16 protein-coding genes are annotated in these 22,690 nt (G+C 72.5%); 13 read left to right on the top strand and 3 right to left on the bottom strand.

Annotation, left to right across the window (positions count from 1 at the left end; all coding sequences use genetic code 11):
- Positions 1–340: 340 nt before the first annotated feature.
- The 4 genes from ACWGL3_RS12320 to ACWGL3_RS12305 all read left to right on the top strand — a co-directional run bounded on the left by ACWGL3_RS12320 (position 341) and on the right by ACWGL3_RS12305 (position 5,306).
- Positions 341–2,674, top strand: coding sequence for a type IV secretion system protein (locus ACWGL3_RS12320; RefSeq protein ID WP_452461275.1), 2,334 nt, complete (start codon positions 341–343; stop codon positions 2,672–2,674).
- Between the two features lie 19 nt (positions 2,675–2,693).
- On the top strand, positions 2,694–3,365 hold the full coding sequence (locus ACWGL3_RS12315) for a hypothetical protein (protein ID WP_352984052.1): 672 nt from the start codon (positions 2,694–2,696) through the stop codon (positions 3,363–3,365).
- A 107-nt stretch (positions 3,366–3,472) separates the two neighbouring features.
- Positions 3,473–4,558, top strand: coding sequence for a C40 family peptidase (locus ACWGL3_RS12310; RefSeq protein WP_267950513.1), 1,086 nt, complete (start codon positions 3,473–3,475; stop codon positions 4,556–4,558).
- Complete coding sequence (locus ACWGL3_RS12305; protein ID WP_452461274.1) at positions 4,551–5,306, top strand: hypothetical protein; 756 nt, start codon at positions 4,551–4,553, stop codon at positions 5,304–5,306. The genes ACWGL3_RS12310 and ACWGL3_RS12305 overlap by 8 nt, the downstream gene beginning before the upstream one ends.
- A gap of 21 nt (positions 5,307–5,327) precedes the next feature.
- Here the strand turns inward: ACWGL3_RS12305 and ACWGL3_RS12300 are convergent, their stop codons facing one another.
- The gene (locus ACWGL3_RS12300; RefSeq protein WP_267946514.1) at positions 5,328–5,879 is read right to left on the bottom strand and encodes a thymidine kinase; all 552 of its coding nucleotides are present in this window, start codon (positions 5,877–5,879) and stop codon (positions 5,328–5,330) included.
- 425 nt (positions 5,880–6,304) lie between these two features.
- Here ACWGL3_RS12300 and ACWGL3_RS12295 point away from each other — a divergent pair, with 425 nt between their 5' ends.
- Positions 6,305–7,138: an ion transporter gene (locus ACWGL3_RS12295; protein ID WP_267946513.1), complete on the top strand. Its 834-nt coding sequence runs from the start codon at positions 6,305–6,307 to the stop codon at positions 7,136–7,138.
- Between the two features lie 165 nt (positions 7,139–7,303).
- Positions 7,304–9,448: a hypothetical protein gene (locus tag ACWGL3_RS12290; RefSeq protein WP_452461273.1), complete on the top strand. Its 2,145-nt coding sequence runs from the start codon at positions 7,304–7,306 to the stop codon at positions 9,446–9,448.
- Between the two features lie 40 nt (positions 9,449–9,488).
- Here ACWGL3_RS12290 and ACWGL3_RS12285 read toward each other — a convergent pair whose 3' ends face one another.
- Both ACWGL3_RS12285 and ACWGL3_RS12280 read right to left on the bottom strand, forming a co-directional pair.
- Positions 9,489–11,150: a hypothetical protein gene (locus ACWGL3_RS12285; protein ID WP_452461272.1), complete on the bottom strand. Its 1,662-nt coding sequence runs from the start codon at positions 11,148–11,150 to the stop codon at positions 9,489–9,491.
- Positions 11,151–11,283: 133 nt separating this feature from the next.
- Positions 11,284–12,450, bottom strand: a complete 1,167-nt coding sequence (locus ACWGL3_RS12280; RefSeq protein ID WP_267946510.1) for a DUF695 domain-containing protein — start codon at positions 12,448–12,450, stop codon at positions 11,284–11,286.
- 180 nt (positions 12,451–12,630) lie between these two features.
- On the opposite strand from ACWGL3_RS12280, the gene mnmA reads away from it, so the two are divergent.
- The 7 genes from mnmA (at position 12,631) to gatA (ending at position 22,645) form a co-directional block, all read left to right on the top strand.
- On the top strand, positions 12,631–13,719 hold the full coding sequence (gene mnmA / locus ACWGL3_RS12275; protein WP_267946509.1) for a tRNA 2-thiouridine(34) synthase MnmA: 1,089 nt from the start codon (positions 12,631–12,633) through the stop codon (positions 13,717–13,719).
- A 123-nt stretch (positions 13,720–13,842) separates the two neighbouring features.
- Positions 13,843–14,442 carry a DedA family protein gene (locus tag ACWGL3_RS12270; RefSeq protein ID WP_352984062.1) on the top strand — a complete coding sequence of 200 codons (600 nt, stop codon included), beginning with the start codon at positions 13,843–13,845 and terminating at the stop codon, positions 14,440–14,442.
- Between the two features lie 552 nt (positions 14,443–14,994).
- On the top strand, positions 14,995–16,044 hold the full coding sequence (locus tag ACWGL3_RS12265) for a methionine synthase (RefSeq protein WP_452461271.1): 1,050 nt from the start codon (positions 14,995–14,997) through the stop codon (positions 16,042–16,044).
- A 49-nt stretch (positions 16,045–16,093) separates the two neighbouring features.
- Positions 16,094–18,346, top strand: coding sequence for an NAD-dependent DNA ligase LigA (gene ligA, locus ACWGL3_RS12260; RefSeq protein WP_452461270.1), 2,253 nt, complete (start codon positions 16,094–16,096; stop codon positions 18,344–18,346).
- A gap of 374 nt (positions 18,347–18,720) precedes the next feature.
- Entirely contained in the window at positions 18,721–20,769 is a 2,049-nt protein-coding gene (locus ACWGL3_RS12255; RefSeq protein ID WP_452461269.1) for a putative bifunctional diguanylate cyclase/phosphodiesterase, read from the top strand.
- A gap of 76 nt (positions 20,770–20,845) precedes the next feature.
- Positions 20,846–21,145 (top strand): Asp-tRNA(Asn)/Glu-tRNA(Gln) amidotransferase subunit GatC, encoded by a 300-nt coding sequence (gatC, locus tag ACWGL3_RS12250; protein WP_267946504.1) that lies wholly within the window; start codon positions 20,846–20,848, stop codon positions 21,143–21,145.
- 3 nt (positions 21,146–21,148) lie between these two features.
- Complete coding sequence (gene gatA, locus ACWGL3_RS12245; protein WP_452461268.1) at positions 21,149–22,645, top strand: Asp-tRNA(Asn)/Glu-tRNA(Gln) amidotransferase subunit GatA; 1,497 nt, start codon at positions 21,149–21,151, stop codon at positions 22,643–22,645.
- Positions 22,646–22,690 lie beyond the last annotated feature (45 nt).

Below are 22,690 nucleotides of genomic sequence, written 5' to 3'. Positions count from 1 at the left end.
TGCCCCTCATAGTCGCCTGGTGGAGAGAAAATTGTGGCCTTGCGGTTTTTGGGAGTTTCGGAAGGCCGTTCATGTCTTCTACCTGCGGAAACACGCGGAATGGTGACTTTTGTACACGCTGGTCTGGGTGTCGGGAGGGCGGGAACCGGAAATCCAGTCGCGTTGTACCCATCCCCCGGCCCGGTGATGGCGCACCATAGAAGATGGGGTAAAGACATGCGGGGGTCCTGCGGTCGCGCACGGCCGCGCACGGAGCTGTGCACGCGTGCGTGTGCGACCACCGGCAGGACCCTGTGTCTGCCATCGTCCCCGCACGAACACACGACGCAGGAGCCAGCAGATGACGCATCAGAACGTCCGACGGCGGGGATGGCGACGCCTCCTGATGACGTTCCTGATGCTCTCCGGCTTCCTGCTGCTACCGCTCACCAGCGCCCAGGCCAACCCGCTCTGCCCCGGGGAGCCCGCACCGCTGCCCGAGTCCGCGGGCAGCGGATCCGACGGGCTCCTGGTACCCCCGCAATCGCAGTCCGCCATCGCGGGGGCCCCCGACGGGCTGCCGCCCGACGCCAGCATGTACGGGCAGTACGGCACCGCCGGCCAGCAGTGGCACATGATCACCGAATCGTGCGTCGACGGGATCAGCAACGGGGCCCAGGCCACGCTCGCCAACACCGCGTGGGACCTGTCGAAGACCATCAACCAGTCGACGATCACCGTCTACCAGGCGGCGACCTCGGACGGTCTCCTCGCTAGCTTCAACGAACTCGTCGAGAACGTGGTCGTCACCCTCAGGGAGGGGATCTGGCGCCCCCTCATCCCCACCGTCGTCATCCTGGGCGCACTGTGGCTCGGGTGGTTCGGTCTCATCCGCAAGCGGATGACCCTCACCATCGAGTCGACGATCTGGATGATCGGGGCCACGGCCCTCGGGCTGTGGATCATGATCAACCCGGCCCAGATCATGAGCATGGCCGGCGGACTGGTGAACTCCGGCAGCCAGCTGGTGACCAGCACCGTGGGGCAGGTGCCCTACGGGGGAGGGTCGGGGACGTGTCCGCCGGGAGCAGAGGCGCCCGAACGGGCCGACTGGGAGTCCGAGTCGGACTTCCAGGTCCGGCGCAACGCCGACATGCTCTGGTCGAGCCTGGTCTGCCAGCCGTGGGTCGCGGGACAGTTCGGTAACGGTGACGTGGCGGAAAACGCGGCCATGCATCATGCGGGAGAGCTCATAGCGTCGCAAGGCGTCAGCCGTATCGAACAACAGCAGATCGCCGACGAAGAGATCGACCCCAATGCTCTCTTGGAGGAAAAGCAAGGGGAGTACGAGGAAATCGCTTCAAGCGTTCAGACGTCGTATCCGAGCGTCTACCCGCTTTTCTCAGGTCAGGACCAGGGCAGCCGCCTGGGGGTGGCGACACTCGCGCTCTTCGCGTCGGTCTTCGCCGGCGGGCTGATCCTCGCGGGTTCCGTGGCCCTCATCGTCCTGAAGATCGCCTTCCTCATCCTCTTCCTGTTCGCTCCGGTGTTCCTGCTCATCGGAATCCATCCCGGGTACGGGCGCATGGTCCTGCTGCGCTGGGTGGAGCTGATGATCGGGTTCCTGCTCAAACAGATCTTCGTCGTGCTCCTGATCTCCCTGCTGGTCATGTGCTACGGGATGGTCATGTCCACCAGCCTCGGCTGGGGACTGCAGATGATCCTCCTCGCCCTCTTCACCGTGGCGCTGTTCGTCTACCGCAAGCCCTTCGTCTACCTCTTCGCCTCGGTCAACGCGAACACGTTCACCTCGAGGATCGTGAGCGACGCCGCCCAGAGCCAGGCGCTCAGCAGGAGCGCCGTGGTCCTTCCGCCGATCGCCAACCTGAAGACGCAGGCGTGGGGTCTGCGCCGGGCCCCGCAGATCGCCGCGGGAGCGGCCGGCGTCCCCGCGGGCGGAGGGGGCGTCCCCCCCGCCGCCGCAGAGACGGGCGTCGGCGACGAGGTCCCGGCCGACGGGGTCCCGGTGCGTGCGGACGGGGTCCGAGCCCGCGGCGGCGGATACGGGCGGGTCCGGGGTGACGGGGACGCCCCGCCGCTGAACGTCAACAGGAGCAACAGCGGCGGGGTGGGACCGCGCCCCTCCGGCGGGGCGCGCGACGGGAACCAGGCGCCGAGCCTCGACGGCGCACGGTCCGGATCGATCCCGCCCCGCCCGAGCGGCGGCTACACCGGCACCGGCGACAGCGGGTGGGCGGGCGTGTTCGGCACCGGGAACGGCAGCCGGGGCGGCTCCGACCGGCGTGACGGCGGCGGTGGCGGAGGCTCTGTTCTCGGCGGCGGTTCCCCCGTCTCCGGGAACAGCCGGGCGGCCGGTTCCGACCGGCCCGAGCCGAGCACCGGCCGGGGCATCTTCGCCGGACGCGAGGACACCCCGGCCCGTGGCGGCCTGGACGCGCGCGGGTCCCGTTGGGGCGCTCCCAGGGAGAGGCGCGAGCGGCAGGCGCCGCAGCGTCCGGCGCGTCCCGCACCCTCCAACGAGGGGCGCGGCCGGGGGGACGGCGACGGCGGTTGGCTGACCGGTTCGGACAAGCGCCGCGACAACGCGCCCATCACCCCGTTCTGGGGGGAGAGCCGGGGTTCCGGCACGCGGGACCGCAAACGCGACGTCCCCTTCTGGCTGAACGACGACTGACGGACAAAGGCCCCGAACCATGCCCAACCCTCTCCCTGAACGCGCTCAGCGTGCTGTCTTCATCGGTCTGATAGCGGTGCTGGTCGTGTTCGGGCTGTACCTCAGCCTCGGCGGTTTCGGGGGCGGCGACGAGGAGGGCCCCGCCGCCGCCCCGGAGGAGCCGGGGGCGTCCCCGAGCGGAGCGACCGATCCGGCGGCCCCCGGCGGGCTGTCGACGGTGGAGCCCAGCCCCATCGACACCACGGCCGAGGAGGACGTGGACGTCCTCGACTGGTTCCCCTTCACCGAGGAGGAGCTGAGGGCGGCGGGGGCGACGGCGCGGACGTTCGCCGAGGCCTACGGGACCATCGACTACACGGGCTCCCCCGAGTCCTACTACGCCTCGATGGAGGCCCTGGCGACCGACGAGTACGCCCGGGTGCTCGTGGACGCGAGCAGGGCGGGGGCGTTCTGGGAGGAGATGTCCGAGGTGGAGGCCGTCGCGCAGGGCAGGGCGGAGGTCGACTCCGTGCGCACCTACGGCAGCGACTCCATCACCTTCGTCGTGACGGCCCAGTCCATCACCGAGACCGCCGACGCCGAGTTCGACGAGGAGCTCGGGGAGTTCGCGATCACCGTCGTCCGCGGGGGCGGCGCCTGGCAGGTCTTCGACTTCCAGCCCGCGGACGCGGGCCAGTTCGGGGAGGAGTAGCCCACGTGTCCCCCCTCTTCAAGTCCTCTCCGTCCGCCCCGTCCGACCGGGGCGCGGCCGGCCTCTGGGTGGGCGTGACCGCGGTGGTCGCGGTGGCCCTGACGGTCATGCTGGCGATGTTCGTGATCCCGGTCATCACGACGTCCACCCAGCAGGTCGGCTCCCTGCTGGCGAGCGGGCTCGTCTGCACGCCGAACGCGGACGCGGAGCAGCCCGACGCGAGCGGCTACGCCATGGACTCCATCCCGGAGAACTACCTGGAGATCTACCAGGAGGTCGGGGAGGAGAAGGGCATCCCCTGGAACATCCTCGCCGGGGTCGGCCAGGTGGAGTCCCACCACGGGCGCTGGGAGGGGCCCGGGATCACCGAGGGGCACAACGACTGGGGGGCGGCCGGACCGATGCAGTTCGGTTCCCTCGACGGGTCGGCGGCGGGAAACAGCTGGGGGGGAGAACCCGTCCAGGCCGTGGAGGAGCGCCCGGAGAACGGGTACGGCGTCGACGGCAACGGGGACGGGATCGTCAACGTCTACGACCCGGCGGACGCCATCCCCGCCGCCGCCGACTACCTGATCGCACACGGCCTGGAGGAGGACGTCCGGCAGGCGATCTTCGGCTACAACCACGCCTGGTGGTACGTGGACGACGTGCTGGAGTGGGCCGAGCAGTACGCGGGAGGGGAGTTCGACACGAGCGGCTCCATCCGGACGGCCGTCCTGTGCGAGCTGGACCAGGACGGGCAGTTCATCGGAAGCGCCCCGGACGAGCTGACCCAGGCGGTCGTCGACTGGGCCCTGGACCAGCGGGGGAAGCCCTACATCTGGGGCGGGACCGGTCCCGACGGCTACGACTGCTCCGGACTGACCATGAAGGCCTACGAGAGCATCGGCGTCACCATTCCCCGCGTCTCCCAGGACCAGTGGAACTTCGGGCCCGAGATCCCGATGGGGGAGGAGCAGCCCGGCGACCTGGTCTTCTTCGACGTGACCCGCGCGGGGGAGCCGCCGGGGCCGGGGCATATGGCGATGGTCATCGGCGACGGGCTGATGGTCGAGGCCTGGTGCACGAACTGTGGACCGATCGCGGTGCGCGAGTACGATGACCCCAATCGTTCGGACATCGTGGGATTCACCCGGCCGCTCGAGCACCCGGATGTGAGAGCCCAGTTGGAGGCGCAGGATAACCGTGGTTGACGAGAAGGCACCGCCCGCGAAGCAGGGATTGCACGGGTGGAGGGCCGCCGCCGCGGTGTTCGGGTGCGGAAGCCTGGCGGCTTTCGGGGTCTTCGGTGTCTTGATCGGCCTGTTCAGTATGTTCTTCAATTTCACGTCTGCGGGGATCCAAGGAACATCAGAAACCTCGAACCCATCGGCTGAACATGTCGGGGAGCCTCAAGCTTCCATTGAGCCTGGAGACCTGGATCTCTGTGGAAGGAACCTGGATTCGTCAAGCCAACTGTCGTTGATGAGAACAGGGAGCGAGGAAAACTACGCCGATACGGTTGCAGCCGGCGAGAGACGTATCAGTGACCATTGTGAATGGGAAATGATTCCTGATTACAACTCCACGCAGAACTGGAGTTTGGGGTATTCTTACGATGCTGTCATTGATTCTTCGGACGGGTTGAGGGTTGACGTGGCCTCGACTGAGTTCGATGGCCGTGTCGACGTCCTGGGGGATGATTTTCTTAGTATCGAATCCCAAGGTGAGGCCGATCTGGCGGATCGGTCGTACTTTGTATACGGAGAAATTGCGACCGGGGTGACTGGATATGTCCTCCTGGCTCAGACAAGAAGTGCGGTCTACGAAATAAGAATCGAGGCTGAGGGTGATGCCGCGTCGGGAGTCCTGGTTCCGGAGAACGCGATGTACCGTGAAGCCTCGAAGTTGGTCAGTGTGTCGGATGTCGAGTTCAAGGTGTGGATCCCGGGAACGGACTGAGGCCTGGAACAGTGTCGTCGGTCAGGCGACGCCGGCCATGAAGTGGTGGCGGCACAGGGTCGCGTAGGACTCGTTGCCGCCGATGTGCACCTGGGCGCCCTCGTAGACCATGACCCCGTCCACCACGCGCGCGTTGTGGGTGGCCCGGCCGCCGCACCAGCACCGGGCGGAGACCGGCAGGACCTCTATCTTGTCGGCGAGCTCGACCAGGCGCTTCGAGCCCGGGAACAGCTGCCCCTGGAAGTCGGTGAGGATCCCGTAGCAGTAGACGTCGATCCCCATGCCGTCCACGACGCCGGCCAGCTGGCCCACCTGCTTGTGGGACAGGAACTGGGCCTCGTCGCAGATGACGTACGGGGCCTTGCGGTCGGCGACGTCGTCGTACAGGTCCAGGTGGTCCCCGACCTCGACCGCGGGGGACTCCAGCCCGAGCCGGGAGGAGATGATGCCCGCTCCGGCCCGGTCCTGCTTGGTGTAGAGCACCCCTTCGCCGCCACGTGAGTGGTGCTCCTGGAGGGCCATCGTGCTCTTGCCCGAGTTCATCGAACCGGTGAAGTACTTCAGCTCCGCCATGTCTCTTCCTGGGTCGCGGGCGCCGGGGCCGTCGACGGCTCGGACTCCTGCCGTGGCCGGCTGTGAAGATATCAGCGGTCGGCCGCTCCCCCCGAATCACCACCGGCCCACCGGCGCCCCGCCGGGCAGGCGGGGACGTCCGCCCGGAGCGGGAGCCCCCTCCGGGGACGGGATCCCGGTCGCGCGCCCTCCGGGGCGGTCGGCGGCGCGGTCCGGTGTGTGGGATGTTCCACGCGACCCCCGCCGGTGCTCCGTTGCGGGCTCCGTGCCGCCGCGGGGCGTACCGTCTTCGGTGGCGCCGCCCCGCGGGAGGGTGCGCGGGGAAACTGTCGAGTCCACTTCGATATATTCAGGTCTTCAGTGTCCGAATTCGGGGTGGAATTGCGGAGGGGGAAGTGACGTTGCGGCGTGATCAGGTCACCCGGATGGTCGAGAGCCGATGGTTCTCCAATGTGATGCTCGTGGTGATCCTGATCAATGCCGTGATTTTGGGATGGGCCACTTATGGGAGTTCCGCACTTCCGTATCTCCTCATCGCCGAGCGCGTCGTCATCGGCGTGTTCGTCGTCGAGATGACCCTCAAGGTCTACGCCTGGAGGGGCGACTTCTTCCGCGACCCCTGGAACTGGTTCGACTTCTTCGTCGTCGCGGTCTCCCTCGTTCCGACGACCGGGCCGTTCGCGGTGCTCCGGATCCTGCGGGTCCTCAGGATCCTCCGCGTGATCACCGCTGTGCCGCAGATGCGGATCATCATCACCGCCCTGTTCAAGGCCGTGCCGGGGATGGGGACGGTCATAGGCCTGCTCCTGGTGGTCATCTACACCTCGGGGATCATCGCCCAGCAGCTGTTCGGCGAGGAGGTGCCGGAGTTCTTCGGGAACCTCGGCACGTCGCTCTACACGATGTTCCTGCTGATGACGACGGAGAACTGGCCGGACGTCTCCGACGCGGTGCTGGAGGAGCACCCGATGGCGTGGATCTTCTTCGTCCTGTACATCGTGCTGACGGCGTTCATCATGCTGAACCTGGTGATCGGCGTGATCGTCACCTCCATGGAGCAGGAGGTGAACGAGAGCCGCTGGGTCGAGGACCAGGAGATGGAGGAGGTCCAGCACGAGGCCGTCATGGCCCGTCTGACGGAGCTGGGGCAGCAGGTGGAGCGTCTCAACAGGATGCTGGTCGAGCGCGACGGCGGTCCCGTCCCGGAACAGCCCCTCGGCCGGGAGGGCGGCGCCGCGCAGCCCGCCTCGGGGCTCTAGGCGGCCGGGCCCGCCTTCCGGCCGGACCGTGCCCTGTCCGCGCCCCGGCCCCTGCCCGGGTCGCGCGGCGCCCGGCGCGGCCGGAGGCGGTCATCGGGGCGTGGCGGCGGGGTCCGGCTGGGTAGGGTGACGCACGACCGGTGACCACGCCCACGCAGGAGACGAATGAGCGCCGACGCCCCCGGGCCTCACGAGACGCGTAACTCCCAACGGGACAACCGCGGCCAGACCGTCCAGGCGGGCAGCATCGGCGGCGGGGTGCACTTCCACTCCGCGCCGGACCGGGCCCCGGTGCCCCGGCAGGTCGAGCCCCCGACACCGTACTTCGTGAACCACGAGGAGTGCCAGAGCTGGACGCGCGGGCACATGGACCCCGACGCGCCGCCCAAGGTCGTCGTGTACGGGGGACCCCGCGGGATCGGCAAGACCGAACTCCTGCGCATGATCTCCTACACCACCGGTGACTACTTCACCGGCGGCCAGCTGACCTTCAGGTACGCGCGGGGAAGGCAGGAGGACGGCGCCGCGGCACTCGCCCAGTTCCTCCAGGTCCTGGGGGTGCACAGGTCGGCCCTGCCCGAGGATCCCGGGCTCTGGCCGGGCGCGTACCGCACGCACACCCACGACAGGCGGCTCCTCGTCGTGGTCGAGGGGGCGTGGGAGCCCGCGCAGGTGCGCGCCCTGGTCCCGAGCGGGCGCGGGAGTCTGGTTCTCGTCTCCAACGACGGCGCCGACCTCCGTGAGCTGAAGTGGGCCGACCACGCGAGGACGACCGACCTGCGGCCCCTCGACCGCGCGGCCTCCCTCGTCCTCATGGAGCGGCTGGTGGCGCACCCCCTGGCCGAGGAGGACCCCGGGGCCCTGGAGCGGCTGCTGGAGGTGTGCGGAGGGCTGCCGCTGGCGCTGGTCCTGGTCAGCGGCCAGCTCGACGCGGGAGGGCCGGGGAGCGCGGCCGCCCTGGTCGCGCGCGTCGACGGGGCCCGCCGGATGCTGAGGGCGATCGGTGACGACCAGGGGAACCTCGACGTGTTCTTCCGGACCGCCTACGAGGGGCTGTCACCCCGGGCGGCGGCCCTGTACCGCGCCCTGGGCACCTGGCCGGGCTCCCGGTTCGACCGCCGGATCGCGGCCCGGGTGGGGGACGCCGGGGCGCTTCGCGAACTCGTCACGGCGCGCCTGGTCAAGGAGGACGGCGACGGCCTGGGCTTCGAGCACGACCTCCTCCGCGTCCACGCGGGGGAGCTCGCGGAGGAGGAGCCCGAGCGCGGGCGCCGGGAGAGGCTGCGCCTCATGCTCGACGCGTACCTGGCCTCGCTGGGTTTCGCGGAGCGGCTCGTCCGCGGGGAGAGGCTGAGGGTGGTGGACCTGGACCGGCTGCTGGAGGGCGAGGAGGACCCCTTCGGGGGAGACGCGGAGCTGGCGCGCGGCTGGCTGTCCCGCGAGCGCCCCACCCTGGTGGCCGTGGTGCTCGGCTGCGCGGACGCCGGACTGCACGAGCACACGTGGCGCTTCGCCGAACTCGCGACCGCGCTGTACCTGGAGGAACGGTACCTGCACGACTGGGAGGCCACCGGCACGGCGGGCGCGGACGCCGCCAGGATGGTCGGGAACGCCGCGGCCGAGGCCCGGCTCGGCGCCCTCGTCTCCCGGCCGCTGCGGGACCTCCACAAGGAGGACCTGGCCCGCGAGAGGATCCTCAGGGCCGTCGAGCTGGTCGAGGGCGTGGAGGACGAGCTGCTGCGCGGGTCCGTGTGGGAGTTCTACGGCCGCTTCCTGGAGAAGGACGACCCGGCGGGCGCGATCGAGGCCTACGACCGGTCGGTCCGGCACAACCGGGCCAGCGGGAGCCCGCACGCGGTGCGCGGCACGGCGCTGGCGATCCTGTTCCGGGGCGCCGCGCGGCTCGCGGCCCGGCGCCCGGAGGAGGCGGTGGCCGACCTCGAGGACGCGGTGGGGCGGCTGCTCGCCCTGCCGGAGGGGCCGGACGACCGGATGGCGGCCCGCGCCAGGACGGCGCTGGGGCGCGCCTACCACGCGGCGGGGCGTGACCGGGAGGCCGTGGCGGCCCTGAACCTGGCCGTGGAGGGGTTCTCCGCGCTCACGGCGCACCTCGGCTACTACGAGGCGGAGGCGCACGAGGCCCTGGCCGAGGTGCTGGACGGGCTCGGCGCCGCGGGCGACGCCCGCCGGCACAGGGCGGAGGCGCTCCGGCTGTTCCGGGAGGTCGGCAGCCCCCGCGCCCAGGCCGTGGAGGAGCGTGCGTCCGGGGAGCGCGACCGTGCGCGGGAACCCGCCGGGCCCGGGGACTGAGGACCGCCCGGACCGACCGCGGGCCCGGCGGCGCCGGGGCTCACGGGGGGCCGGCGGCCTCGATCACGCAGTCGCGCGGCACCGGACCGGCCCTGACCTTGTGGTGGCCGGTGGCCGGGAGGGAGGACGCGAGCAGCGTGTACACCGAGCCCGCGGCCAGGACCGGATCGAGGCGCGGGTCCGCGCGCACCAGGAGCCTGCGGCCGTCCCGGACGGCCACCCGGGTGCCCTCCTCGGTGTCCGCCGCCGCCATGAGCGCCCCGGGCTGCTGCTCCAGCGCCGTCCGCGACCACCGTTCGGGGTCGCTCCGGGAGGCCGGGTCCCGGCAGACCACGGACGCCGCGTTGACCAGGGCGTGGCGTTCCTCCGTCTCGTAGGCGGAGAGGTGGCGGACGGCTCCCGGCCGGGAGCCGGGCACGTGGCGGGTGGCGCTCGGAAAGCGTTCGAGGGAGACCTCCCCGTTCCCCTCGGCGCTCCCGTGGACCTCGAAGGAGCGCGGCGGGCGGCCCGCCGGGTCGGGTTCGGGCGCGGGCAGGGCCCGGTCGGTGCCGTCCCCCGCCTGGGGGCGGAGGCCGAGCAGCCCGTAGAGGAGTTCCGCCAGGCGGCGGCCGCCCTCCCCCGGGTGGGCGAAGGCCAGTTCCGCGGCGCCGCTGTGCCGGCCGGGGCGGTGGCCGTCGATGGCGGCCTCCACCTGCGGACGCAGGCCCTCGTCGGCCAGCCGGGGTGCGGTCCGGGCGAGCTCGGCGACGGCCGTGCCGGGGACGGACTCGGCGCCGGGGGCGGCGAGCAGGAGGGGGTGGTCGAGCGCGGCTCCGTACAGCGTCACGCTCCCGTGGTCGCCGATGACGCAGTCCGCCGCGACCAGAGCTGCGCCCCACCCGGCGTGCGGGGGGATGAGGAGGAGCCCGGAGTCCAGGGCGTCGGCGAGCATGTGCCGCACCTGCCAGGGGCTGTGCGAGAACCAGATGTTGGGGTGCAGGACGGCGGCGACCCGGTAGTCGTCGTGGGGGAGGGCGCCCAGGAGCCGGCCGGGCAGCCGGGGGCGGCTGCCGATCAGGCCCTCGGGGCCCCAGGTGGAGGTGGCGACGACCAGGCGCTGGTCGGCGCCCACGCCGAGCCCGGCCCGGTAGCGCTCGCGCATCCGGCGCCCCGCCTCGAGCCGGTCGCGTGCGGGGTCGCCGACGACCCGTGCGTGTTCGGCCAGGGGGACGCGGGCCGCCCGGAGCTGTTCCCTCTGGGCGGGGTGGGACAGGACGAGATGGACGTTCCGCGCGTCGTGGAACTCGTGGCGGGGCACTCCGGAGAGGCGTACCCCGCCGGTGCGGTGGTCGGGCACGTACTTCTGGAAGCCGATGCCGTGGGGGAGGACGACCACGGGGCACGTGAACTCGGCGAGGTCGACGTTCTCGGTGGCGGTGACCACCAGGCGCGGCCGCACGTCCAGGCGCGACTCCCAGGGGACGAGGCCCACCTCGGCGCCGGCCAGGAGGCGCTCGGTGCCCGCGCTGAACGCGGATCCGCCGTCGAACGCGAACACGACCCGCACCCGGGTGTCGCCGCGGAACACGGCGAGGCCCTCCAGGACCCGCACCGCGGAGGTGAACGTGCGGGCCAGGGCCAGCACCACGGGCGTGTCGGCGAAGGTCTGCCAGCGGTGCGCGTCGGGGCCGGCGTTGGCGCGTACGTACGGGGAGTCGGTCAAAGTCGTCCCTAGACCCTCGGGAGCCGTGGCGAACCAGGGTAGTGGCGCGGCGGGCGCGGTCCGGCCCCGCGGGACGCACTTCCCGGGCCGCCCGGCCGCGGGGAGGGCGCCGGGCCCCTCCCCGCGGTGGGGCCTACTCCCCGAGCTGGCGGCGGAACGGCCGGCGCGCGGCGTTGAACTGGGACCAGGACGGGTCCAGTTGGCTGCGCAGCTTCACCTCGCCCTCCGGCCAGTCCTTCAGGACGGCCTCGAAGTCCGGGAGCACCCCCGAGTCCGGGTCCAGGTAGTAGCGGTAGTCGCGCCGGCCGCCGACGGTCTGCTGCATGAACAGCGCCCCGTTGTCCCCGAGCACGTCCGAGACACGGGCCTCCAGGTCGGCCAGGGCGGAGGCCGAGGCGCCGGTGGGCAGCTTGTCCTCGTCCGCGTGGGTGTACGGCACGACGACCTGCACGAACAGGGAGAACGCCGGGAAGTCGCGGCGGGTCAGCGGGTGGCGGAGCATGATCTCCACCGCGCCCTGGATGGGGATGCGCCCGTGCAGGGTCGCCCAGCCGCCGGAGCCGCCGAGCAGGTCGGCCATCTGCCGGACCACGGACGGCATCGACGTGGGGGGCAGCGGGTCCAGGGGAGGCTCGTCCAGCGGCGCCGTCAGGCCGATCCACCGCACCAGGTCGTCCTCGCCGAGCGCCAGCAGGGCCACGTGCTCGGCGACGCCCTCGCGCGTCTCCTGGGACAGGAACATGTTGTCCGGGTGGTAGACGCCCACCTCGATCCGCCCGGTCCCCTGGTTCACGCGCATGGACACCGACACGTGCGACAGGTCCAGTTCGTGGTCGTCCCAGCGGACCACGGAGGACAGCCGCTCGTGGTCGGCGGGGCGCACCGGCCGGAACAGCCACTCGGCGTCCTCGGGGGCCGACCGGGCCCAGCGCTCGGACAGGATGCGCGCCTCCTCGGACGCGCCGGGGCGCAGGGTGAGGGCGTGGGCGGGGCCGTCGGTCAGCTTGGACGGGTCGTCCAGGGCCGCCAGCTGCTCCAGGAGCTTGTCGGGATCGGTGTCCGCCGACAGGTCGAGGTCGTCCAGGCCCCCCTGCCGCTTGGGCGCGGGGCCCACCTCCCAGTCCAGGTCGGGGTGGATCGCGCGGACCAGAGCGGTGACGCGCTCGGAGACCTCGGAAGGGGCGGGCCGGTCCGCGTCGGCCGCGCCCGCGAGGGCGTCGCGTACGGAGGGCCACGCGTCCCAGAACGCGGTGACGGACGTGGTGGAGTCGGCGGAGCGGCGACGACGGAACAGAGCCATGTCACGATTTTCGCAGAACCGGGCGACCACCCTCGCCCTCACCGGCGGGCGCGTCCCCGGCGGCTCCCCGCCGCGTGCCGCCCCGGCCCGCCGGGCGCCGCGGGCCGCGCGCCCGGCGCGGCCGGAGTCCCCCGGCGCCCGTGGCCGCGACCCCCGGCGGGCGCATACGCTGGAGCCACTATGACTTTGCGTGTACTGGCCGCCATGTCCGGCGGGGTCGATTCCGCGGTCGCCGCGGCCCGGGTGGCCGAGGCGGGCCACGACGTCACCGGCGTTCACCTGGCGCTCTCCAAGAACCCACAGTCCTACCGAACGGGTGCGCGCGGCTGCTGCACCGTGGAGGACTCCCACGACGCCCGCCGCGCGGCGGACGTCATCGGCATCCCCTTCTACGTGTGGGACATGTCGGAGGAGTTCGACCGGGAGGTCGTGCAGGACTTCGTCGCCGAGTACGAGGCGGGCAACACGCCCAACCCGTGCCTGCGCTGCAACGAGAAGATCAAGTTCGAGGCTGTGCTGGACCGGGCGGTCGCGCTGGGCTTCGACGCCGTGGCGACCGGCCACCACGTCCGCAAGGTCGACGGCCGCCTGGTGCGCAGCGTCGACCGGGCCAAGGACCAGTCGTACGTGCTGGGCGTGCTCGACGCCGGCCAGCTGGAGCACGCGATGTTCCCCCTCGGGGACTGCACCAAGGACGAGGTGCGGGCCGAGGCGGAGCGGCGGGGGCTGTCCGTGGCGGACAAGCCCGACAGCCACGACATCTGCTTCATCGCCGACGGCGACACGGCGGGGTTCCTCAACCGGCGCATCGGCGAGAGGCCGGGCCCGATCCAGGACGAGGACGGCAACGTCGTGGGCACGCACAACGGCTCCCACACGTTCACGATCGGCCAGCGCAAGGGCCTGGGGCTGGGCGGCGCGCCCGACCCGCGCTACGTGCTCTCGATCGAGCCGGTGGGCAACACCGTCACGGTGGGGCCGCGCGCGTCCCTGCGCGTCGACGGGATCACCGGGGTGCGGCCCGTCTGGAGCGGCAGCCTGCCTCCGGCGGAGCCGATCGAGTGCCGCGTGCAGCTGCGCGCCCACGGCGAGGTCTACCCGGCGACGGTGTGGCAGCGCGAGGGGGCCGAGGGCGCTGAGCTGGTCGTCCGGCTGGCCGAGCCCGCCACGGGCGTGGCCACGGGGCAGGCCGTGGTGGTCTACGAGGGGGACACCGTGCTCGGCTCGGCGACGATCTCCTCCACCTCCCGGGCCGCGGCCTCCGTCTGAGGCGGCCCCGGAAGGGTCCCGCCCGGCCGGAGCGGGACGGAGCCCCGACGGGTGACCTGCGACCCCTTGCCGAAGTTAGGTTAGGCATAGCATAGTTACTGGCCGAGGTTAGGGAGCTCGCCCATGCCAGAATTCGGTTTCCTCGACGGCCAGCCCTTCTGGATCGTCTACTTCACGCTGCTCGGCGTGATCCTGTGCCGCGCCCAGGCCACGTACTGGATCGGCCGCGGGCTCGGGGCGGGCGTGACGCGGAGCCGCATGGGCGCCGCGCTCGGCCCGCGGCTGGAGGCGGCGCGGCGCCGCATCGACCGCTACGGCGCGCCCGTGGTGACGCTGAGCTTCTGCACCGTGGGCGTGCAGACCGCCGTCAACCTCTCCGCAGGGGCCATGCGCATGCGCTTCCCGCGCTACCTCGCGGCGATGTTCGTCGGCTGCCTCGTCTGGGCGGGCCTGTGGGGCGTCATCATCGGCGGCGTGGTCGGCACCTGGCTGGAGCTCTTCCTGAGCTCGCCGTGGACCGCACTGGGCGTCGTGGCCGCCGCCTGCGCCCTGGTGGCCCTCCTCGTCGTGCGGGGCCGCCGTGCCCGCGCCCGCTCGGGGGGCGGGGCGGAGGACGGGGGAGCCGACGGCCCCCCTGTCTCCGGGACAGCTCCGGACGCCGCCGGCGCGCGCGACGGGCAGGACGCCGACCCGGCGCAGGCCGTCGCCGCACGGCCCTCCTGAGGCCTCTCCCTCCCGACAGCTCCTCCCCGGGGGCCCGACCTGCGCGGTCGGGCCCCTTTCGCCGTGTCCGGGCGGTTCCCGCGTCCAAGGCGTTGACACCACTCCGTCTGTAGTACGACATTCGAACCACTCCACATGGAGTACTGCAAACAAAGCTGTACGAGAGGGAGGCCTGTGCGAGCCCGTACCACCACCCCCGCCACCCCCGCCGTGACCGTTCCGCCCCTGCCGCTCGGCGCCCTCACCGCGCCCCCCGCCGGCGGGGGGAGGCCCGGTCCGGCCGGACGGGGCCTTCCCGGCGCCAGGACCGACCACCGGAACCGGAACCGTCCCGGGCCGAGCCCGGCGCCCCGGCCCCGCCGGCACTTCCGCCCCGGCGGCAACCGATGACCGCGCCATCACCCCCCCCGCAGAAGGACGGAGCCCCCGCCGGGGGTCCCCGCCGGACCACGGGGGCGGACGGTGACCGCCGTGCCGGCCGCCGACCCGCACCACGCCCGTGCGGGTCGGCGGTAACACCCCCCGCCTCCCGTTGCCCTAACCTTGGGCAACGTGAGCGAACAGCAGTCCTACCCCTGGCCGAACGCCTCCTCCACCGGGGTCGGCTCCTGGCCCGGAGACGATCCCGACGAGGCCGTCCGCACGATCCTCGGCGAACTCCCCGCCCTCCCCCACCTCCCCGAGCTCCCCGAACGCGGTGTGGGGGCCGACATGGTCGGCCGCACCGCCGGGCTCCTGGTCGACCTTCCCGTCGAGGTGCAGCCCAGCGGATGGCGTGTCGCCGACACCCCGGGGCGCGACCTCGCCCGCGCGACCGGCTTCATGTCCTACGACCTCGACGCCCTCACCGAGCACGCCCACGCGTTCACCGGCACACTCAAGATCCAGGTCGCCGGCCCCTGGACCCTCGCCGCGTCGATCGAGCTGCGCAACGGCCAGCGCCTGGTCTCCGACCCCGGCGCCTGCCGCGATCTCGCCGAGTCCCACCTCGAAGGCGTCCTCGCGCACATCGACCGGGTCCGCGGGGGCGTCCCCGGCGCGCGGCTCCTCGTCCAGGTCGACGAACCCTCCCTGCCCGCCGTCCTGCTCGGCTCCCTGCCCACCGCCAGCGGGTTCGGCCGCCTGCGACCCGTGGACAGGGTGCGCGCGGAGGACGTCCTGCGAAACCTGTTCTCCGGGATCTCCGGGGCCGGAGCCGTCCCCGCGGCGCACTGCTGCGACCCCGGCGCGCCCCTGGACCTCCTGCGGCGCAGCGGCGCCGAGGCCCTGAGCCTCGACGCGCTCCTCCTCACGCGCGACCACGACGAGATGGTCGGGACGGCCGTGGAGGCGGGCACGGGGCTGCTCCTGGGGGTGGTCCCGACGACCGACGCCACCCCGGCGCAGACCGCCCGAATGTCCGACCCCGCCGCTACCGTCGATCCTGTTCGCGACCTCTGGAACCGGTTGGGAATCACCCCTGACCTGCTCTCCCGCGCGGTGGTCACCACGCCCACGTGCGGACTGGCGGGCGCCTCCCCGGGGCACGCGCGCGCGGCCCTCACGGCGGCGCGCGCCGGCGCCAGGGTCCTGCGGGACGAGCCCCGCAGACAGGCGTCCTAGAAGTCCGCGACCGCGACAGGTGAGCACGAGAGCAGCAGAAAGGCAGCGAGTGAGCGCGCTCGACAACACCACCGACATCCCCGACGAGGTACGCGCCCGCCACGAGGAGCTGTGCCGGGAGCTGGACGACCACAGCTACCGCTACTACCTGGGCAACCCGATCATCTCCGACGCCGAGTACGACACCCTCATGGGCGAGCTGCGCGGCATCGAGGACCGGTACCCCGTCCTCGCCACGCAGGACTCGCCCACCCAGAAGGTCGGCGCCCCCATCAGCGTCGACTTCGCCGAGGTCGAGCACCTGGTGCGGATGGAGAGCCTGGGCAACGCGTTCGACACCGGGGAGCTCAACGCCTGGGGCGAGCGCTCCGCGGCCGAGGTCCCGGTCGGCGCCTACCTCTGCGAGCTCAAGATCGACGGCCTCGCGGTCGACCTGGTCTACGAGAAGGGCCGCCTCGTGCGCGCCGCCACCCGCGGCGACGGCCGCGTGGGCGAGGACATCACCCTCAACGTCCGCACCATCGGGGTCGTCCCCGAGCGGCTGCGCGAGGACGTGCGCCCCGCCCCCGAGCTGCTGGAGGTGCGCGGAGAGGTCTTCCTCCCCGTGGAGGACTTCGAGGCCCTCAACAAGCGCATCACCGAGACCGGCGAGCACGCCCCCTTCGCCAACCCCCGCAACGCCGCCGCCGGCTCGCTGCGCCAGAAGGACCCCCGGGTCACCGCGACCCGCCCCCTGTCGATGATCGTGCACGGGGTGGGCGCGTACGTCCCCGCGGGCGGCGGGAAGGACGCCGCCTTCACCAGCCAGTCGCAGGCCTACGCCCTGCTGGGGGAGTGGGGCCTGCCGCTGAGCGACCGCTACAAGGTCGTGGGGACCATGGAGGAGGTCCGCGAGTACGTCGCGTACTACGCGGCGCACCGCCACGAGCCCGCCTACGAGATCGACGGCATCGTCGTCAAGGTCGACGACTTCGCGCTCCAGCGCAGGCTCGGCTCCACGAGCCGCGCCCCGCGCTGGGCGATCGCCTACAAGTACCCGCCGGAGGAGGTCACCACCCGGCTCGTCGACATCAAGGTGGGCGTGGGCCGGACCGGGCGCGTCACCCCGTACGGCGTCATGGAGCCGGTGGTCGTGGCCGGGTCCGAGGTCGAGTTCGCCACCCTGCACAACTCCCAGGAGGTCGCCCGCAAGGGCGTGCGCATCGGCGACACCGTGGTGCTGCGCAAGGCGGGCGACGTCATCCCCGAGATCGTCGGCCCCGTCCTGGAGCGCCGCGACGGCAGCGAGCGCGAGTTCGTCATGCCCGAGCGCTGCCCCGAGTGCGACACCCCGCTCGGCCAGCAGAAGGAGGGCGACGTCGACCTGCGGTGCCCCAACGCCCGCTCCTGCCCCGGACAGCTCCGGGAGCGGGTCGCCTTCATCGCCAGCCGCAAGGCCCTGGACATCGAGGCGCTCGGCTACGTGGCGGCCACCGCCCTGACCCAGCCGCTGGAGCCCGCACAGGCCCCGCTGCGGGACGAGGGGGACCTGTTCGACCTGACCGTCGACCAGCTGCTGCCCATCCGCACCCACGTGCTCGACCCGGACACCACCGAGCCCAAGACCGACCCGAAGACCGGCGACCCCAAGGTGGTGTCCTTCTTCGCCAACCTCAGGGGCGAGCCCAAGAAGACGGTCGAGAAGCTGTTCGAGCAGCTGGAGGAGGCCAAGGCCAAACCGCTGTGGCGGGTCCTCGTGGCACTGTCGATCCGGCACGTCGGCCCGCGCGCGGCCGAGGACCTGGCCCGCCACTTCCGTTCCATGGACGCCATCCGCGGGGCCACCGAGGAGGAGCTGGCCTCGGTCGACGGCGTCGGCCCGACCATCGCCGCGTCGATCCGCGAGTGGTTCTCCGTGGACTGGCACACCGAGATCGTCCGCAAGTGGGCGGAGGCGGGCGTGCGCATGGAGGACGACGAGCCGGAGTTCGGCTCGCGCTTCCTCGAGGGCGTCACCGTCGTGGTGACCGGCTCCCTGGAGGGGTTCACGCGCGACGGCGCCAAGGAGGCGATCGCCGAGCGCGGCGGCCGTGCGACCGCGTCGGTGTCCAAGAAGACCGGTTTCGTGGTGGTGGGGGACAGCCCCGGGTCCAAGTACGACAAGGCCGTCAAGCTGGGTGTGCCCGTGCTGGACGAGCAGGGGTTCCGGGTGCTGCTGGACGAGGGCGCCGACGCCGCCGTCGGCGTGCGGATCAACCGCTCGCCGGAGGACGGCGCCGCCGACGCGGCGGAGGCCCCCGCCGCGGAGGGGGCCGACGCCTAGCGGCGGCGCTCCGCGCCCCGGTCCGGAAAGCGGCCCCGCGCCCCCGCGTGCGGTGGGGCGGCGGGGGCAGGCCGGACCGGGGCGAACCCGTGTCCGGGCCCCGTGAACCGGCTGGTCACCACCCGGGGCCGCGGAGGGTCGGGGTTCCATTTTGTGCGTCCCCCACCACGCGCGGCCCACACCTTGGTTAACTGATAGTTCCGGGCAAGCGACAGTTGGTGACGAAGCCGCGTAAGCTGGACACGGACACGTTGGATGTGGACGCATCTAAAACCGCGATTCGGTCATGAGGGGGGCCGGACCGCGGGAACCCCGAGCGCGGGACCGGCGGCGCCGCGCCGTCGTCGGCCCACGGCCCCTCGCGAGGACCACGGATGAAGGACCCCATCAGCACCAGGGACATCGGTCCCCGTGCCGGGACACCGCTCTGGCTCTACATGCTGGGCACCACGGTCGCCGGCGCGGGCCTGCTCGTCGTCTCCAGCCTCGGCCTGGGCCTCGGCGAGCTCCGCGGCCTCGCGGTCGAACCCCTCACCTGGGTCCTGCTCTGCATGATCGTCCTCGGCGAACTGCGGCCCATCTCCATGCCCGGGCAGGCCCCCGGCAGCGGCGCCCCCACGTCGCTGCCGTTCTCCTTCGCGCTCGTCCTCCTCCTCGGCCTGCCCGTCGCCGCCCTCGTCCAGGCGGCCGCCACGACCGTGGCCGGCTTCGCGCGCGGCCACGCCCCCCACCGCACCGCCTTCAACGCCGCCCAGTACACGCTCTCCCTCGGGGTCGCCGACGCCGTCCTGCGCCTCGCCCTGCCCGGCCTCGTCGCCGACGGCCCCGCCCCCGCGGCGGGGGAACTCGTGGCCGTCGCCCTCGCCGGGGCCGCCTACTTCGCCGTCAACCGCGTCCTGGTCGTCTGCGCGGTGGCCATGCACGAACGCGTCCCGCTCAGACAGGTCATGTTCAAGGGGATCGGCCAGCAGTTCTACGTCAGCGGCGTCCTCATCAGCCTCGCCCCGCTCGTCGTCGTCGCCACCGCGCACTCGGTCCTCTACGTCCCCCTCTTCGCCTTCCCTCTCGGAGCCCTCTACACCAGCGCCATGCTGTCGGTGAAGCGCGACCACCAGGCCAACCACGACGAGCTCACCGGACTGGCCAACCGCAAGCTCCTCACCCACCGGTCCCGCCAGGAGATCGCCCACGCCCACCAGCGGGAAGGCGGGGTCGGCCTCCTCCTGCTCGACCTCGACCGGTTCAAGGAGGTCAACGACACCCTCGGCCACCCCACCGGCGACCGCCTCCTCCAGACCGTCGCCTACCGGCTCACCCACAGCGTCCGCCCCGGCGACCTCGTGGCCCGGCTCGGCGGCGACGAGTTCGCGGTGCTCCTGCCCCAGGTCGGCGACACCTCCGCCGCCCGCGAGGTCGCCGCCCGCCTGCGCGGCGCCCTCGCCGAGCCCGTCCGCCTCGACGGCATGGACTTCGACCTGGAGGCCAGCATCGGGATCGCGCTCTTCCCCCGGGACGCGCCCGACTTCCCGCTCCTCATGCAGCGCGCGGACGTCGCCATGTACGTCGCCAAGGCCGCCCGCACCGGGGTCGAGTGCTACGACCCCGGCAAGGACCGCAACTCCACGGCCAGGCTCAGCCTCTACAGCGAGCTCCGGCGGGGCCTGGCGGAGGGAGCGCTGGAGATGCACTACCAGCCCAAGGTGTCCCTCGACGACGAGCGGCCCGTGGGCCTGGAGGCCCTCGCCCGCTGGCGCCACCCCACCCGGGGGCTGCTCGCCCCCGAGGAGTTCATGCTGGTGGTCGAGCAGTCCAACCTGTTCCGCGCCTTCACCGGCCAGGTCCTCGACATCACGCTGGCCTGCGCCGCCCAGTGGCGCGGGGAGGGGATCCGCCTGCCCGTCTCCGTCAACCTCGGGGTCCGCGAACTCCTCGACCCCGAACTCCCGTCCACCGTGGCCGCCGCGCTGCGCGAGCACGGGGTGCCGCCCGAGCAGCTCGTCCTGGAGATCGGCGAGCACGCCCTCATCACCGACGCCGACGCCGCCACGGCCGCCGTCCACCGGCTCCGCGCGCTCGGCGTCGGCCTGGCCCTCGACGACTTCGGTACCGGCCACTTCACCCTGGCCCAGCTCGCCGGGCTCCCCCTCGACGAGGTGAAGATCCACGAGTCCTTCACCACACGCCTCGTGGACGGGCCCGACAACGGCCACACCGTCGTGCGGGCCGCCATCGCCCTGGTCAGGGCTCTGGGCATGCGCGCGACCGCCGGGGGCGTGCGCAGCCGGGCCCTCGCCCTCGCGGCCCGGTCCACCGGGTGCCACGCCGCGCAGGGGAGCCACTACTCTCCCCCGCTGGCCGCCCGCGAGGTCGTCGCCTGGGTGGCCGCCCACGAGGGCGGGGCCCCGGCCGACAGCCGCGTCTGACACCGAGGGCGGCGCCCCCGGAAAACGCCATAGGATTGACCCGATAGTCCTTCCGCCGAAGAAACGGTTCGCATTCATGACCGCCATCACCCGCGATGAGGTCGCACACCTCGCCCGGTTGTCGCGGCTGGCGCTCGACGAGGGCGAGCTCGACACGCTCGCCGCCCAGCTCGGTGACATCCTCACCGCCGTGGCCAAGGTGCAGGAGGTCGCCCAGGGCGACATCCCGCCCAGCTCGCACGCCCTGCCGCTGACCAACGTCTACCGCCCCGACGAGGCCAGGCCCGGCCTCACCCCCGAGCAGGCCCTGGCCGGGGCCCCGGCGGTGGAGGAACAGCGGTTCCGGGTCCCGCGGATCCTCGGAGAGGGTGAGTAGCCGATGAGCGACGTCATCAGCCTGACCGCGGCCGAACTCGGCTCGGCCATCAAGGGGGGCGAGGTGTCCTCCGAGGAGGCCACCACCGCCTACCTGGACCGCATCGAGGCGGTGGACGGCGAGATCAACGCCTTCCTGCACGTGCGCCGCGAGACCGCCCTCGACCAGGCCCGCGCGGTGGACGCCCGCCGCGCCGCCGGCGAGGAACTGGGACCGCTCGCGGGCGTGCCCGTCGCCCACAAGGACGTGTTCACCACCAAGGACATGCCCACCACGGCCGCCTCCAGGATCCTGGAGGGCTGGCAGCCGCCCTACGACGCCACCGTCACCGCGCGCCTGCGCGAGGCCGGCCTGGTCATCCTGGGCAAGACCAACATGGACGAGTTCGCGATGGGCTCCTCCACGGAGAACTCCGCCTACAAGGTCACCCGCAACCCGTGGGACACCGGCCGCATCCCGGGCGGCTCCTCCGGCGGCTCCTCCGCGGCCGTCGCCGCTTTCGAGGCGCCCCTGGCCACCGGGACCGACACCGGCGGCTCCATCCGCCAGCCCGCCGCCGTGTGCGGACTGGTGGGGGCCAAGCCCACCTACGGGGGCGCGTCCCGCTACGGGATGATCGCGTTCGCCTCGTCCCTGGACACCCCCGGCCCGTTCGCGCGCAACGTGCTCGACGCCGCCCTCCTCCACGAGGCGTTCTCCGGCCACGACCCCCGCGACTCCACCTCGATCGACGCCCCGGTCCCGCCGGTCGTGGACGCCGCCCGCCTGGGCGACGTCGACGGCCTGCGCGTCGGCGTGGTCAAGGAGCTGGACAGCGACGGCTTCCAGCCGGGTGTGCGCCGGCGCTTCCACGAGACCCTGGAGCTCCTGGAGTCCCTGGGCGCGAAGATCGTGGAGCTGTCCTGCCCGAGCTTCGACGCCGCCCTCTCGGCGTACTACCTCATCGCCCCGAGCGAGTGCTCGTCCAACCTCGCCCGCTTCGACGCGATGCGGTACGGCCTGCGGGTGGGCGACGACGGCACGCGCAGCGCCGAGGAGGTCATGTCGCTGACCCGGGCCCAGGGCTTCGGCCCCGAGGTCAAGCGCCGCATCATGCTGGGCACCTACGCCCTGTCGAGCGGCTACTACGACGCCTACTACGGCAGCGCCCAGCAGGTGCGCACGCTGATCAAGCGCGACTTCGACGCCGCGTTCGAGAGCGTCGACGTGCTGGTCTCGCCGACCACGCCGACCACGGCGTTCCCGATCGGAGAGCGCTCCGAGGACCCGATGGCCATGTACCTGGCCGACCTGTGCACGATCCCGTCCAACCTGGCCGGGAACGCGTCGCTGTCGGTCCCGTGCGGCCTGGCCCCCGAGGACGGCCTGCCCGTCGGCTTCCAGATCATGGCTCCGCCGCTGGCCGACGACCGGACCTACCGGGTGGCCTCGGCCGTCGAGCGCGCCCTCACCGAGCGCGACGGCGCCCTGATCGCCCGCAGCCCGTACGCGGTCGCCTAGCGGCCGGACGGCAGCGCCCCGTGTGCCCGCCGCCCCTCCCGGGGG

This window comes from Nocardiopsis sp. NPDC055824, assembly GCF_053616335.1.
This window is presented reverse-complemented; position numbering and strand designations above follow the sequence as displayed.

Coding starts and splice junctions, on each gene's coding strand:
- ACWGL3_RS12320 (WP_452461275.1), top strand. CDS start 341: ATGACGCATCAGAACGTCCGACGGCGGGGATGGCGACGCCTCCTGATG.
- ACWGL3_RS12315 (WP_352984052.1), top strand. CDS start 2,694: ATGCCCAACCCTCTCCCTGAACGCGCTCAGCGTGCTGTCTTCATCGGT.
- ACWGL3_RS12310 (WP_267950513.1), top strand. CDS start 3,473: ATGCTGGCGATGTTCGTGATCCCGGTCATCACGACGTCCACCCAGCAG.
- ACWGL3_RS12300 (WP_267946514.1), bottom strand. CDS start 5,879: ATGGCGGAGCTGAAGTACTTCACCGGTTCGATGAACTCGGGCAAGAGC.
- ACWGL3_RS12295 (WP_267946513.1), top strand. CDS start 6,305: ATGGTCGAGAGCCGATGGTTCTCCAATGTGATGCTCGTGGTGATCCTG.
- ACWGL3_RS12290 (WP_452461273.1), top strand. CDS start 7,304: ATGAGCGCCGACGCCCCCGGGCCTCACGAGACGCGTAACTCCCAACGG.
- ACWGL3_RS12280 (WP_267946510.1), bottom strand. CDS start 12,450: ATGGCTCTGTTCCGTCGTCGCCGCTCCGCCGACTCCACCACGTCCGTC.
- mnmA (WP_267946509.1), top strand. CDS start 12,631: ATGACTTTGCGTGTACTGGCCGCCATGTCCGGCGGGGTCGATTCCGCG.
- ACWGL3_RS12270 (WP_352984062.1), top strand. CDS start 13,843: ATGCCAGAATTCGGTTTCCTCGACGGCCAGCCCTTCTGGATCGTCTAC.
- ACWGL3_RS12255 (WP_452461269.1), top strand. CDS start 18,721: ATGAAGGACCCCATCAGCACCAGGGACATCGGTCCCCGTGCCGGGACA.
- gatC (WP_267946504.1), top strand. CDS start 20,846: ATGACCGCCATCACCCGCGATGAGGTCGCACACCTCGCCCGGTTGTCG.
- gatA (WP_452461268.1), top strand. CDS start 21,149: ATGAGCGACGTCATCAGCCTGACCGCGGCCGAACTCGGCTCGGCCATC.